The following is a 14,538-nucleotide window of genomic DNA, read 5'->3' as shown; positions in this document are numbered from 1 at the left end:
ATGCCTCCCCTTCCCGGATTGCGACGCCATTTCGGCGTACTGGCCGTCCTCGGAACGCTGACCGCCGCGGCGATCCTCGTCCAGGCGGACGGCCTCGCGACGCTGCTCACCGGCGGCGGTGTGACCTGGACGCTCGTGGCCGCCATCGCGGTACGGGCGCTGCTCGCGGGCGTAATGGGCTCCTTCGGCGGCCGGTTCGCGGCGACGGTCAAGGCCGGGCTGCGCAAACGGCTTCTCGGCGCGGAGGCGGAGAACCCCGGCGAGGTCGCGACACTGGTGACCAAGGGAATCGACGCGGGCGACGCCTACCTGACCGGCTATCTGCCGACGGTGGTGCTGTCGGCGATCGTGCCGGTCGCGGTGCTCGTCCGGCTGTTCGCCGCGGACCTTTCGTCGGCGCTGATCATCCTCGCGACGCTTCCGCTGATCCCGGTGTTCGCGATCTTGGTCGGACAGCACACGAAGGCGAAGACCGCCAAGCAGTGGTCGCTGCTTTCCAAGCTGGGCGGGCATTTCCTCGACGTCGTGCGCGGGCTCGGCACGCTCAAGGTGTTCGGCCGCGCCGAGGCGCAGGCGAAGACGGTGCGGGCGATGGCGGACGCGCATACGGACGCGACGATGCGCACGCTGCGCGTCGCCTTCCTGTCCGCGCTGGTACTGGAACTGGTGGCGACGCTTTCGGTGGCGCTGGTCGCGGTGCCGATCGGTTTCCGGCTGCTGGAAGGCGGCATGGTCGTGCACACCGCGGTGCTGGTGCTGCTGCTCGCCCCGGAGGCCTACCTGCCGCTGCGGGCGGCCGGGGCGAAGTTCCACGCCAGCGCGGAAGGGCTCGCCACGCTGCGGGAGGCGCTGGCCGTCCGCACGGAGGACGTCACCGGTGGTTCGCGGGTGGCGGGCCGCGGTGCGCCGCGGATCATGCTGGAGAAAGTGAGCGTCGCGTACGGCGACGAGACCGTACTGTCCGAAGTGGACATGACGATCGAGCCGGGTGAGCACGTCGCGCTCGTCGGGCCCAGTGGTTCCGGGAAGAGCACGCTGCTGGCGGTCTTGCTGGGTTTCGTCACGCCGACCTCCGGCAGGGTCCTCGTCGACGGCGTCGACCTGCGCGAACTGGATCCGGCGCGGTGGCGGACCGGGACGGCGTGGGTGCCGCAGCGGCCGACGTTGTTCACCGGGACCGTCGAGGAGAACATCGCCATGGGCCAGGTGCCGGACGTCCAGGCCGCGGCTCGTGCGGCGGCGTTCGACGAGGTCGTTCGTGGCCTGCCCGACGGCTACCGGACGCGGATCGGCGAGCTCGGCGCGCCGCTTTCGGCCGGGCAGCGGCAACGGCTCGGCCTCGCCAGGGCGCTGGCCCGCACGGAGGCCGGGCTCGCGCTGCTCGACGAACCGACCGCCAGGCTCGACGCGGAAACCGAGGCGGCCGTGCTCGGCGCGACCCGCGAACTGCTCACCGGCCGGACCGCGGTGCTCGTGGCCCACCGGCCCGCGATGGCCGCGCTGGCCACCCGCGTCCTCGAAGTCCGCGATGGCGCCGTAAGAGCAGTAGGCGGAGCTGAAGATCGAACACTGAGAGAACGGGAACTGGTGTGAACGTCTGGGGTGTGTCCACAAGGGACGCCGTGCGGCTGGTCCGTGCCGGGCTGATCGGCGCCGGAGCCGAACTGGCCGGGCTGGCGTTGATGGCGACCGCCGCGTGGTTGCTGCTGAAGGCGGCCGAACAACCGCCGCTGGCGTCGCTCACGGTCGCGATCGTGGCCGTCCGGACGCTGGCCCTGGCGCGTGGCGGATTGCGGTACGCGGAACGGCTCGCCGGACACGAGGTCGTCCTGCGTTATCTCGGCGCCCTGCGGACCCGCGTGTACACGTCGTTACTGCCGCACCGGGTCTCCCGGCATTCCGGTGGTGATCTCGTCACGCGGCTCGTGTCCGATGTGGACGCCGTGCAGGACGCCATCCTGCGGTGCCTGCTACCCGCCGGGGTCGCCGCGTTCGTGGGCTCGGTGTCGACCGCGATCGCGCTGATCGTCAGCCCGGCGGCCGGGCTCGTCCTGGCGCTCGGGCTCGCGGTGGCGGGGATCGGGTTGCCGTGGCTGTGCGTGCGGATCACCCGCGCGGCCGCGGAGAAGAGCGCCCCGGCGCGCGCCGACCTCGCCGAACGATCGGTCGAGCTGATCACCGGGCGACGTGAGCTGATCGCCTACGGTGTGCATGAGTCCACTGTGGACGCCGCGCACACCGCTGTCGACTCCCTCGCTTCGAGGGACCGGGCGACTGCCAACCGCACGAGCTTGCTGACCGCGGCCGGGATCCTCGTCCAGCTGCTGACCTGCGTCACGATCGCGCTGACCGCCGGGGTTTCCCGGCCGCAGACGGCTGCCTTGGCCTTGGGCGCACTTGCCGTGTTCGAGCTGGTCCTCCCGTTGACCGCGGCCGCCCAGCGCTGGGTCGAGGTCCGCGCGTCGGCCGGGCGGGTGCGCGCACTGCTGACCGAACCGCCGCCCGCGCGCGGGAGCGCGGTGCCGGAACCGGGGCACCTGCGGCTCGAAGGGGTCGGCGTTCGTTTCGAGGGCAGGGCCCCCGCGCTGGACGGCGTCGACCTCGACCTGCCGCCGGGCAAACGGGTCGGCATCGTCGGGCCGAGCGGGGCGGGGAAGACGACGTTGCTGAACGTGCTGCTGGGTTCCGTGGCGCCGACGTCCGGACGTGCCGTTCTGAACGGAAGGGCGCTCGACGAGTACGACCCGGCACTGCTGTCCACGGTGGTCTCCGGCGCGCTCGCGGACGCGCACGTCTTCCACACGACGGTCCGGGAGAACCTGCTGCTCGCGAAGCCCGGCGCTGCTGATTCAGAGCTGCTCTCCGCATGCGCGACGGCTGGTTTCGATCTGCCGCTGGACCGCGAAGTCGGCTTCGACGGCGACACGCTGTCAGGTGGACAGCGTCAGCGGCTCGTGCTCGCGCGGGCGGTGCTGGCCGCGCCGCCGGTGCTCGTGCTGGACGAGCCCGTCGAAGGGCTGGACCCGGAGCACGGCGACGCCGTCCTGGCGGACGTGCTCGCGGCCGCACGCGGCACTGTCGTCCTGGTGACGCATCGTGAGTCGCAGGTGGCCGGGTTCGACGAAGTCGTGCGGCTGGGCTCGTGAGTGTTTTGGGTCGTTGTGGCCAAGGGTGTTTAGGTACCAGCAGCATCACCAGCCACAAACGGCGGCGCGAGCAAAGCCGCACGCCACGCGCAGGTGGTTCGTTCTAACGACCCGAAACACTCACGAGAGGCGGCGCACGTCCCGCATCGGCGGCCGGTCACTCACCGACACCTCGGCCACCTCCGGCAGCCATTCGTCACCTAGTTGCGCGAACTGGGTGAGCTGGGCCGGGTCGTCGGACTTGATGCCGCAGCGCGCGAGCGCCGTCCCGAGGATCTGGCGTGCCATCACACCCAGCTGAAGCAGCGAACGGTTGCGATGCTTGCGTACGCCGAGGTTGACCTGCGCGAGCCCTTCAAGGCCGTAGCGCGCTTCGGCGTCGAGAATGAGCCCGATCTCGACGCCGTACCCGGCCGCGAAGGGCACTGACTCGAGGAACTCCCGCGTCGCGGCGTACTCGCCACCCAAGGGCTGGATGAGTCCCGAGAGCGACGGGCGCAGCGCCGAAAGGACCGGTCGCGCCAGCAGTTCGGTGACCCGGCCGCCGCCGCTGCTCTCCAGCCGCAGCGGCCGCCGGTAGAACCCCTTGACCAGGTGGACGCCGTCCTCGCAGAGCAGCGGTCCGAGCAGCGTGGGCACGAACGCCGGATCCGGGTCGACGAGGTCGGAGTCGAGGAACACGACGACGTCACCGGTCGTCGCGGCCAGCGACCGCCACAGCACCTCGCCCTTGCCCGGCACCGGCGGCAGGTCGGGGAGCACGTCCTCGCGGTGCACCACCCGCGCGCCTGCGCGTGCGGCGAGCTCGGCGGTGGCGTCGGTGGACCCGGAGTCCATCACCACCAGCTCGTCGACGATAGTGCCCAGCATGGGCCGGACCGTGCCGACGACCTCGGCGACGGTGTCCTCTTCGTCGAGCGCCGGTAGCACGACCGAAACCGTCCGGTCACCCTTCGCAGCGACGATGTCGTCGAGTGTCCAATCGGGGTTCTGCCAGGTGCGCCGCTCGAACCAACTCATGAGTAGTGATCGTGCCATGCTGGAGTCCGACACCCTGTCGATGGAGGAACCCTTGCTACCGCTACTCGTCCGATTCGTGCTGGGCCCGCTGGTCAGGGCGCTGTACCGCCCCGAGATCCGCGGCGTGGAGAACATTCCCGCCACCGGGCCGGTGCTGCTGGCACCCAACCACCGCGCGGCCCTGGACACCGGCGTGATCACTTTCACGGCGATGCGGCAGGTCAAGTTCCTCGGCAAGGCGGAGTACTTCACCGGCCGCGGGCTCAGGGGCAAACTGATGGCCGGTTTCCTGGGCGGCCTCGGCTACGTCCCGGTCGAACGCGGCAACGCGCAGGCCGGTCTCGCCGCGCTGGAAGCGGCGCGGAAGGTGCTCGACGCGGGCGGCGCTTTCGCGATCTACCCCGAGGGCACCCGCTCCCTGGACGGACGGCTGCACCGCGGCCACACCGGCGTCGCCGCACTGGCGCTGGCGACCGGCGCGAAGGTCGTGCCCGTCGCCCTTTCCGGCACCGAAGACCTGCAACCCGCCGGAAAGCGCATCCCGCGGCGGGCGAAGATCACCGTCACCTACGGCGCGCCCCTGGACTTCTCGCGCTACGAGGGGCAGGACTCGTCGCCGGCGATCCGGCGCTCGGTGACCGACGAGATCATGTACACGATCCTGGAGCTGTCGGGGCAGGAGTACGTCGACTCGTACCACAAACGGCCTGATCAGAGCGCTGCCTGACGGTCGGCCGGGGTGGGGCGATAGCAAAGGTCCCTTGCTTCCCCGCTGTTCGGGCTCCCTGCATCGCCGCTTGCGCGCCGCTGCCTCGCCGCTGCAATGAAAGGCTCCTTCCTTGCAAAATTGGCAAGGAAGGAGCCTTTCATTGCACGCGCGAGTGGGACTTCAGGGACTAAAGGAGCGTTTCGGGCACGACTGGTCTGGGTGACGTGCCGTGAAGGCCTCCTTCACGGACTCTGGGTCCCTCAAGAGGTCCTTCACGGACTTGGCCGGTCACCTCACGAACCCCAGCTGCACCAGTGAACCCACACGTCACAAGCAGCACGCGTGAAGGCGCCCTTCGCGCCAGCCCAAGTACATGAAGGCCCCCTTCACAACGCTAGGCGCAATGAAGGGGGCCTTCATGTACCGAAGCAGCGCCAGAAAGCGTCGGTCGCGGTGGTCGTGAGTGGAGATTCGGCTTAGAACCCGAAACGCCACTCACGACCCGCCAGACCCAAGACCCAACACTCAAGCCCCTACTTAGCCCACTTGGGCCGCGGAGGAGGCACGTAGTCCGCGAAGGCGTCCAGAAGCACGGAAGCGTCCGAGTCGATCGAGAGCATGTCCCGGTACCCCGCCGACAGGAAGCCCTCCGACACCATGTGGTCGGCGAACTTCAGCAGCGGCGCGTAGTACCCGCCGACGTCGACCAGCCCGATCGGCTTCTCGTGCAGCCCTAGTTGCGCCCATGTCCACACCTCGAACAGCTCCTCCAGTGTCCCGGCCCCGCCGGGCAGCGCGAGGAAGCCGTCCGACAGCGCGGCCATCTTCGCCTTCCGCTGGTGCATGTCGGCGACGACGTGCAGTTCGGTCAGGCCGGCGTGCGCGATTTCGACGCTGCCCAGCGCCTCCGGGATCACGCCGATCACCTCGCCGCCCGCGGCCAGTGCCGCGTCCGCGACGACGCCCATGGTCCCGACCGACGCACCGCCGTAGACCAGCCCGATCCCCCGCGACGCCAGCAACGTGCCCAGGGCACGAGCCTCCTCGGCATACCGCGGGTCGAAGCCCATCGAAGAGCCGCAGAAGACGCAGACCCGGCGCGGCGCCGCCATCAGTGGGTGTCCTCCCATGCCTGGTACGACTCCTGGACGACGCGCACGGCGTCGTCGATGTCGTCGGTGACGTGCAGCAGGTCGAGGTCCTTCTCACCGATTTTGCCCTCGGCGACCAGCGTCTTGGCGATCCAGTCGTACAGGCCGCCCCAGTAGTCGCTGCCGAACAGCACGACCGGGAACTTCGTGACCTTCTTCGTCTGCACCAGCGTGAGCGCCTCGAACAGCTCGTCGAGCGTGCCGAAGCCCCCGGGGAGGCAGATGAACGCCTGCGAGTACTTGATGAACATGGTCTTGCGGGCGAAGAAGTACCGGAAGTTGACGCCGAGGTCGACCCATGGGTTCAGGCCCTGCTCGAACGGCAGCTCGATGCCGAGGCCGACGGAGAACCCACCCGCCTCGTTGGCGCCGCGGTTCACCGCTTCCATCGTGCCGGGGCCGCCGCCGGTCATCACCGCGAAGCCCGCGTTCGCGAGCGCGCCGCCGATCTTGCGGCCGAGTTCGTATTCCGGGTTGTCCCGTTTGGTCCGCGCCGAACCGAACACCGTCACCGCGCGCGGCACCTCGGCCAGCGCACCGAAGCCTTCGACGAACTCCGCCTGGATCCGCAGCACGCGCCACGGGTCGGTGTGCACCCAGTCGCTCGGCCCCCGTGAGTCCAGCAGGCGCTGGTCGGTGGTACTGCCCTGGTCACGGCGATCCCGCCGCAGCACGACCGGGCCCTTGTGGCGCTCGATCGGACGTTCCGGGTACTGGCCGTCGGGGAACTCGCTTGTCTCACTCACCCCGCCAAGCCTACGACGTCGTCACCGTCCGGAGCGGCGGCATCGCCGCGAACAGGAGTTGTCGGCTACGCGAACGCGGGGCCCGCCGGAAAGCGGGCCCCGCGATCACGCCTCAGGAACGTCCGGTCAGCGCGAACGCGAGCATGGCCGTCGAGGTGAAGTCGATGGCGGGCTCGTTGCTCGGCCACGACGCGAGGTCATCGGCGTAGCGGGCCTCGGGGGTGTCGAAGGTATCGAAGGGCTTCCTGCAGTCCTTCGAACCGGGCGGGAGCTCCATGTGCTCGAAGTTCTCCGCTCCGTTGGGGCCGTTCACGACAGCGCCGTAGAGCAGTTTCTCCTCGCCGGCGAGGTTCGCCGCCTGGTGGTGCGGGCACCGCGGGTACGTGGTGCCGACGCCGACGACCAGCGAGATGCCCCACGCGTTCGCGCCGAGGGTGAAGTTCCGCTGCTGCGAACCGAACGCCGCGTACCGGCGGTCACCGGTCAGGTCCGCATACAGCCGCTCGGTCGCGGCGAACCCGAAGCTCTTGCTGGCCGCGTCGAATTCCTTCACCGACACGGCGGTCCGGAAAGGACTCTGCGCCGCGCTCGCGACACCTTCGTCGAGCTGACGGCGGAGGTCGCCGATCAGTTCCTTCGGGCCGAGCACGGCACCCGGGACGCCGTGCCGCAGGAGCTTCGCCAGTTCGGCGTGCGCCAGCGCGCTGGTGTCGTACAGGTTGAGCGTGCTCTTCTCTTCGAGGTCGATGTAGGCCTTCGCCCAGTGCGCCGCCTGCCGCGTCCAGTCGGCCGACCGCGGGTCACGCAGGGCCTTGGCCGCCAGGGCCAGCTGCGTCGCGCCGAGTTCCATGTCGTCCCGCCAGGACGACTCCGGGTAGTACGCGTGCGGGAACGCGGTGACCAGTTCGCCGACGTTCTCGGTCTTGGCCTGCGCGAAGACCGACGAGGCCTCGGCGAGGTATTCCCTTGCCAGCGCGGGGTTCCGCTTCGCCTCGACCTGGGCGCCGAGCGCGAAGGCGGCGGCGACACGGCCGGCGAGGTTCGGGCTCAGCGCCGAACCACCGGGGTTCGCCGGGAAGACCGGCCGGTGCTTGACGAAGTACTTGGGGTCACCGGGTTTCACGTCGAGCGGATCGTCGTCGTGCGGGTTCCGCCAGACGTCGTGGTCGCCGAGGAAGCCGAACTTGTCGCTTCCCGTCCCGATTCCGACCTGGGCGTAGAGCGTCTTGCTCTTCTCGTCCCACATCTTGTCGAGCCAGTCGAGGCCGAGCTTGACCTCCTTGGCCAGCGCCGGGTCGTGGCCCTCACGGAGCACGTAACCCAGCTCCGCCAGCGAGTACGCCGTGTTCGAGGTGAACTTGACGAAGTCGCCCGCGTCGACCCAGCCGCCCTCGACGTCGACCGGCCCGCCTGCCGGCTTCAGCGGTTCGGTGATCTCGTCACCGAATTCACCGCCGAACGCGGGCCATTCGTAGACCGTGGCCTGCTTGTCGGCCAGGTGCGAGGGTTTGCGGTCGAGCCTGCCGGGGATGATGTCGTCGCCGTCGCGCTGCGCCTGGAAGAACTCGTTGGTGGCGCTGACCAGTGGGGTGAAGAGCCGGTTCTTGGTGTCCACCCGGAACGTCGGCGAGGTCGCCTTGGTCTCGCCGCTGACCTCGATCCGGTACTTGCCCGGCAGCCAGACCCTCGACAGGTCGAGCTGGTACACCGCCGGATACTTCGCGTTCCACGCGCCGAGAGAGGCACCGGTCCGTCCACGATGGACGGTCCGGCCGCGTTCGTCGATCACCGAGAACGAACCCGGCGCGCTGGACAGGAGATAAGCGTGCTTGGTCTCGGTGATGCCGTAGCCGACCTGGTCGACCCGGACCTCGCCTTGTACCGCCGCCGCGGCCGAAACCGCCGGAACCGTCAAACCCCCGAGGACCAGTGCCGAAACCGCGGCCACCGCCCGGGACCAGGAACTCACCATCATCGGCGCCCCGTTCCAGAATTAGTTAAGAAACTTTCCTTTTTATGACGCAGGACGCTAGCGTCCGGAACACCACCAGTCAATATGTCCGTTTCGCCGAGAGGAACTCACCGGATCCGGACACTGTTGGCGGGTATCCGTCCAGCTCAGCCGGATCTCCGCCGGGAAATCGTCTACCGTGGATCGATGCCGTCCAGGGCAGAACCACTCGGCGCGCGGATCCGGCGGTTGCGCCGGGCACGCGGGCTGACTCAGCGTGAGCTCGCCGAACCCCGCTACGACCGCGGCTTCCTCGCCAAGGTCGAGTCGGGCGGGCGCCTGCCTTCGGACGACGTACTGACCCATCTCGCGCGACGGCTCGGCCTCACCGCGGACGAACTCCGCTTCGGCAGGCCGCCGGGCGCCGCCGAGGAACTCACCGACGCGCTCGAAACCGCATATCGAGAGTTGCAGAAAGGCGGACTCGAAGCCGCCGAACGCGAATTCACCCGCGTGGAACGGCGAGCGGCGGAGTACCGGCTGCCGGACGTTCAGTGCCATGCGCGGTTCTATCTCGGCGAAGTGCAGTGGCAGCGCTACGACATTCCGTTGGCGGACAAGGGTTTCGCCCACGCCATGGAACTCGCCGGCACCGCGTCGCCCCGGCTGCGCGCGATGATCGTCAACCGTGTCGCCGCCTGCCGCGCACTGTCGGGCGACCTTGGTGCGTCGGTCGCACTCGTCGAAACCGCGCTCGCCGCACTCCGTGCCGAGGAACCCGTCGATCCCGACGCCGAACTGGCGCTGGTGACCGCGCTGATCCACCCGCTCATCGAAATGGGCGCGCTCCGCCGCGCCCGGCGGGCCGCCGAAGAAGGGCATCGCGCGCTCCCTTCCGCCCGGCGCAAGGACATCGCCGCCCGGTACCACCGGCAGGCGGCGCAACTGTGGCAGGAGATCGGCCTGGTCGACCGCGCGGAAAAGGATCTTTCACGGGCACTGCGGCTGTTCACCTCCCTCGGCTACGACCGTGACGCCGCCCGGAGCCGATGGGCACGCGGCTTCCTGTGGCGACGGCTGGGCAAACTCGACGAGGCACAAGCCGAATTGCAACTTGCACGCGACCTCTTGGCCAAGGCGGGTTCACGGGAAGGCGTACTCGGCGCGACCATCGAACTCGCCGACGTCCGCCGCCGCCAAGGGGAACTCGACGAGGCCACCGAACTCGCCGAGGGAATCCGGCCGCTTCTGGATCGATCCCCCGACATCGAAGCCAGGGCGGAGGTTCTCCGGCTACTGGGACTCATCGCGCGCGCCCGCGGTGATCTGCCGGAGGCGACCGCGTTGCTCGAAGAAGCCGCCACCGCACAGGAAAAGTCGGAACTGCGTGGCGCGCTCGTCGCCACCTCGCTGCATTTGGGCGACACATTGCGCGCTCGCGGATTAATCGAAGAGGCTGCGGAGGCGTATCGACGCGGTGTGCGCGCGGCCGCTATGTCCGATTCCGGGCCCACCGGATGAAAACCATACGAAAGTCGCCATATATCGCATATGGCGGGAAAACTCTTACTACACAGGCATTTCATTCCCTGCATGTCGATCTTCACCCGCTCCGCTAGGCCATCCGGCCCATTGACGCCTTCGTGACCGGCCTCCTTTACTCGGACGTGTCCATCGGGATAACTCCAGTTATCCGAATGGGCACGCTCCCCGTCCCCCGCCGTGCACCCGCTCCGGTCCCATTCCCCGCCGCGCCAAGGGCCTGACGGGTACACGGTCCTGCCCATGGAAGGTTTCCCATGACCGTTCAGCGAGGGCTCAGAACAGGGTTGGCGGCTGTCGCCGGCCTTGCCCTGAGCATGACGTTCCCGGTGACCCCGGCGAACGCGACCACCGCCACCATTCAACCCGCGAGCCCCGACGCCGTGGCCGCGAGCGCGGCCGACCAGGCCGCCGCGGCCGGTGTGGACCACTTGCGGAAGGGGGCACAGGAAGGCTTCCGTCGCGTCGGGCTGACCCCGGGTGGCGGCGGACTCTTCTACGCCGCTTACGAACGAACCTACCGTGGCCTGCCGGTGGTCGGCGGGGACGCGGTGGTGGTCGCCGACGGCGCCGGACGCGTCCGCGGCACCAGCGCCGCCGAGACGGCGGCGATCTCGGTCGACACCAAGGCCAAGATCACCGCGGCGAAGGCGACCGAGGTCGCCCGCGGCCAGCTGTCCAAAGTAGACAGTGTCATCGCGCCGAAGCTCGTCGTGCTGGCGGGGAACTCGCCCAAGCTCGCCTACGAGGTCGTCGTCGCCGGGACCAAGGCGACGACCCCGAGCAACCTGCACGTGTTCGTGGACGGTGCCACCGGCGCGGTTCTCGAAACCCGTGACGACGTCAAGATGTCCAACTTCCCGGCCGCGGCGAAGACCACGTCGAACGAGGTCGGCACGCTGGGCGCCGGGAACAGCTACTACGTCGGCAACGTCACCATCGACACGACGAACTCCGGCGGCACGTACACGATGCGCGACCCGCAGCGCACCAACATCAGCTGCGCCCGCCAGAACGGCTCGCCCTACAGCGGACCGGACGACAACTGGGGCAACGGCTCCGGCACCGACCTGGAAACCGCCTGTGTCGACGCGCTCTTCGGCGTCCAGACCGAGTGGAAGATGCTGGGCGAATGGCTCGGCCGCAACGGCATCAACGGCAACGGCGGCGGCTTCCCCGCCTACGTCGGCCTCAACCAGGCCAACGCCTACTGGAACGGTTCCTCGACCACCTACGGCCGCTCGTCGGACAGCCAGCGCCAGGCCACCCCGATGGACGTCGTCGCGCACGAGTACGGCCACGCCATCTTCCAGACCACGCCGGGCGGCGCGGGTAGCGGCAACGAGAACGGCGGTCTCAACGAGTCCACCGGTGACATCTTCGGTGCCATCACCGAGCACTACGCCAACAACGCCAAGGACGTCCCGGACTACGACGTCGGCGAGGGCGTGAACCTGGTCGGCCGCGGGCCGATCCGCTACATGAACCAGCCGAGCAGGATCTCCGGCAACCCCGACTGCTACTCGTCGTCCATCCCGAACACCGAGGTGCACGCCGCCGCCGGCCCGCAGAACCACTGGTTCTACCTGCTCGCCGAGGGCACCGCGCCGGTGGGCAAGCCCGCCAGCCCGACCTGCAACAACACCTCGATCACCGGGATCGGCATCCAGAAGGCAGGCAAGATCTTCTACAACGGCCTGCTGAAGAAGACCTCCAGCTGGAACCACAAGGCGGCCCGCAAGGCCACCCTGGAAGCGGCGCTCGCGCTGTACCCGGGTTCCTGCACCGAGTTCAACACCACCAAGGCGGCGTGGAACGCGATCAGCGTCACCGCGGCGACCGGCGAGCCCGCCTCGTGCACCCCGCAGGGCGACGACTTCTCGGTCGGCGTCACCCCGGCGGCGGGTTCCGTCAAGCCTGGCGAGTCGGCCACGGTCACGGTGAACACCGCGACCACCAACGGTGCGGCCCAGTCGGTTTCGCTGAGCGCCAGCGGTCTTCCCGCCGGGGCGACCGCGACGTTCAACCCGGCTTCGGTGCAGTCCGGCACCTCCTCGACACTCACCATCGCGACGTCGGCGAGCACCCCTGACGGCACCAGCACCATCACGGTGACCGGTACCGGGGCCAGCGGCGCGCGCACCGCGCAGTACAAGCTGACCGTCGGCACCGGCGGTGACGTGCGCACCTACACCAACGACACCGACTACGCGCTGAACGACTACGGCACGGTGAACAGCCCGATCACCTCGACCGCGACCGGCAACGCGGTGTCGCCGGTGAAGGTGACGGTCACCGGGACGCACACCTGCTCCGAGGACCTTCGCATCAGCCTGAAGGCCCCCGACGGCAGCACGTATTCGGTCAAGGCCACCGGTTCCCTGCCCTGCACCGATCTGGGCACCCGGAACTACTCGGTCAACGTGACCAACGAAGTCGCGGCAGGCACCTGGACCCTCGTGGTCTACGACGCCTACGCGCAGGACACCGGCACGCTTTCCAGCTGGTCGATCACCGTCTAGCGCCTCCCGCGCGTGAAGGACTCCTTCCCTCGGCTCGGTCGAGGGAAGGAGTCCTTCACACACCCCTCTCGAAAGGAACCCGGCATGAAGTGGGGAAAGCGATTAGGAGCGGCCGTCGTCGGCATGGCCGCCGTACTGGGTGTCGTCACGGCGCCCGCGCAGGCGGTCACGGCCGCCGCCGCACCGGACATCTCGCTCGCCAACGTCAAGGCGCACCTGAGCGCGTTGCAGACCATCGCCAACCAGAACGGCGGCAACCGCGCCTCCGGGCGACCGGGTTACCCGGCGTCGGTGTCCTATGTGGCACAGAAGCTGCGCGACGCCGGTTACAACGTCACGTTGCAGTCCTGCACGAGCTGCGCGGGTTCGAACCAGAACATCATCGCGGAATGGCCGCAGGGTGACGCCAGTCAGGTCATCATGCTCGGCGCGCACCTCGACAGCGTGAGCGCCGGCCCCGGTATCAACGACAACGGCTCGGGTTCGGCCTCGATCCTCGAAGTCGCGCTGACACTGGCCCGCGAGAACCCCACCATGGCCAAGCGGGTCCGCTTCGGCTGGTGGGCCGACGAGGAGTCCGGCCTGCGCGGCTCCAAGTTCTACGTCAACAGCCTGCCGCAGACCGAGCGCACGAAGATCAAGACCTACCTGAACTTCGACATGATCGGCTCCGACAACTGGGGCTACTTCGTCTATGACGACGTGGCTTCGGTCAAGGCCGTGTTCGACGAGTACTTCAGGACGATCGGCATCCAGACCGAGGGCGACACCGAGGGCGACGGCCGTTCGGACCACGCGTCGTTCAAGAGCGCGGGCATCCCGGTCGGCGGTCTCGCGACCGGTGCCGGATACACGAAGAGCGCCGCGCAGCAACAGAAATGGGGCGGCACCGCCGGAAGGGCGTTCGACAGCTGCTACCACCGCGCCTGCGACACGCTGTCCAACATCCCGGACACCCCGCTGGAGAAGAACAGCGACGCGATCGCGTACGCGCTCTGGAAGCTCGCCGTCGGCACGTCGACGGGCCCCGACTTCTCGATCGGCCTGTCCCCCGCCTCCGGCACCGTCCAAGCGGGACAGTCGGCGACCGTCACGGTCAACACCACGACGACTTCCGGTGCGGCGCAAGCGGTTTCGCTGAGCGCCGCCGGTCTTCCCGCCGGGGCGACCGCGACGTTCAACCCCGCTTCGGTGCAGTCGGGCGGTTCCTCGACGCTCACCATCGCGACGTCGGCGAGCACTCCCAACGGCACCAGCACGATCACGGTGACCGGTGACGGGACCTCGGTGGACCGCACGGCGCAGTACACGCTCACCGTCGGCGACGTCAGCGTGCGCACGTTCACCAACGGCACCGACTACGCGCTGAACGACTACGCGACCGTCAACAGCCCGATCACGTCCAGCGCGACGGGTACGGCGACCTCGCCGGTCAAGGTGTCGATCACCGGGACGCACACCTGCTCCGAGGACCTCCGCATCAGCCTGAAGGCCCCCGACGGCAGCACGTATTCGGTCAAGGCCACCGGTTCCCTGCCCTGCACCGATCTCGGTACCAGGACGTACTCGGTGCCGGTGACCAACGAAGCCGCTTCCGGCACTTGGACGCTCGTGCTTTACGACGCCTACGCGCAGGACACCGGCACGCTCGACAGCTGGACCATCACCGTCTGACCACCCGAATGGCGAAGGCCATCTCACGAGGACACCCGGCCTCGTGAGATGGCCTTCGTGCGTGAGAGGGATTCACG

The 14,538-nt window shown here is 68.9% G+C and carries 10 protein-coding genes; 6 read left to right on the top strand and 4 right to left on the bottom strand.

What is annotated here, in order from left to right; all coding sequences use genetic code 11:
• Both cydD and cydC read left to right on the top strand, forming a co-directional pair.
• Entirely contained in the window at nt 1–1,593 is a 1,593-nt protein-coding gene (cydD, locus tag DL991_RS03475; RefSeq protein WP_125780861.1) for a thiol reductant ABC exporter subunit CydD, read from the top strand.
• Nucleotides 1,590–3,146 carry a thiol reductant ABC exporter subunit CydC gene (gene cydC, locus DL991_RS03470; RefSeq protein WP_125780859.1) on the top strand — a complete coding sequence of 519 codons (1,557 nt, stop codon included), beginning with the start codon at nt 1,590–1,592 and terminating at the stop codon, nt 3,144–3,146. The genes cydD and cydC overlap by 4 nt, the downstream gene beginning before the upstream one ends.
• Nucleotides 3,147–3,266: 120 nt before the next feature.
• Here cydC and DL991_RS03465 read toward each other — a convergent pair whose 3' ends face one another.
• The gene (locus DL991_RS03465; protein WP_125780857.1) at nt 3,267–4,166 is read right to left on the bottom strand and encodes a glucosyl-3-phosphoglycerate synthase; all 900 of its coding nucleotides are present in this window, start codon (nt 4,164–4,166) and stop codon (nt 3,267–3,269) included.
• Between the two features lie 52 nt (nt 4,167–4,218).
• Here DL991_RS03465 and DL991_RS03460 point away from each other — a divergent pair, with 52 nt between their 5' ends.
• On the top strand, nt 4,219–4,893 hold the full coding sequence (locus DL991_RS03460; protein WP_125781176.1) for a 1-acyl-sn-glycerol-3-phosphate acyltransferase: 675 nt from the start codon (nt 4,219–4,221) through the stop codon (nt 4,891–4,893).
• Nucleotides 4,894–5,408: 515 nt separating this feature from the next.
• Here the strand turns inward: DL991_RS03460 and DL991_RS03455 are convergent.
• The 3 genes from DL991_RS03455 to DL991_RS03445 all read right to left on the bottom strand — a co-directional run bounded on the left by DL991_RS03455 (nt 5,409) and on the right by DL991_RS03445 (nt 8,747).
• The gene (locus tag DL991_RS03455) at nt 5,409–5,987 is read right to left on the bottom strand and encodes a TIGR00730 family Rossman fold protein (RefSeq protein WP_125781174.1); all 579 of its coding nucleotides are present in this window, start codon (nt 5,985–5,987) and stop codon (nt 5,409–5,411) included.
• Complete coding sequence (locus DL991_RS03450; protein ID WP_125780855.1) at nt 5,987–6,772, bottom strand: TIGR00730 family Rossman fold protein; 786 nt, start codon at nt 6,770–6,772, stop codon at nt 5,987–5,989. The genes DL991_RS03455 and DL991_RS03450 overlap by 1 nt, the downstream gene beginning before the upstream one ends.
• A 112-nt stretch (nt 6,773–6,884) precedes the next feature.
• Nucleotides 6,885–8,747 carry a glycoside hydrolase family 9 protein gene (locus DL991_RS03445; RefSeq protein WP_125780853.1) on the bottom strand — a complete coding sequence of 621 codons (1,863 nt, stop codon included), beginning with the start codon at nt 8,745–8,747 and terminating at the stop codon, nt 6,885–6,887.
• A gap of 183 nt (nt 8,748–8,930) precedes the next feature.
• Here DL991_RS03445 and DL991_RS03440 point away from each other — a divergent pair, with 183 nt between their 5' ends.
• The 3 genes from DL991_RS03440 to DL991_RS03430 all read left to right on the top strand — a co-directional run bounded on the left by DL991_RS03440 (nt 8,931) and on the right by DL991_RS03430 (nt 14,461).
• Nucleotides 8,931–10,244 (top strand): tetratricopeptide repeat protein, encoded by a 1,314-nt coding sequence (locus tag DL991_RS03440; protein WP_125780851.1) that lies wholly within the window; start codon nt 8,931–8,933, stop codon nt 10,242–10,244.
• 278 nt (nt 10,245–10,522) lie between these two features.
• The gene (locus tag DL991_RS03435) at nt 10,523–12,787 is read left to right on the top strand and encodes a M4 family metallopeptidase (RefSeq protein ID WP_125780849.1); all 2,265 of its coding nucleotides are present in this window, start codon (nt 10,523–10,525) and stop codon (nt 12,785–12,787) included.
• Nucleotides 12,788–12,871: 84 nt separating this feature from the next.
• The gene (locus DL991_RS03430) at nt 12,872–14,461 is read left to right on the top strand and encodes a M28 family peptidase (protein ID WP_125780847.1); all 1,590 of its coding nucleotides are present in this window, start codon (nt 12,872–12,874) and stop codon (nt 14,459–14,461) included.
• Nucleotides 14,462–14,538 lie beyond the last annotated feature (77 nt).

Source organism: Amycolatopsis sp. WAC 01375 (genome assembly GCF_003947325.1).
Classification (GTDB): Bacteria; Actinomycetota; Actinomycetes; order Mycobacteriales; family Pseudonocardiaceae; genus Amycolatopsis.
Note: the sequence above shows the minus strand (reverse complement) of the source record. Positions and strands in the feature narration are given on the sequence as shown.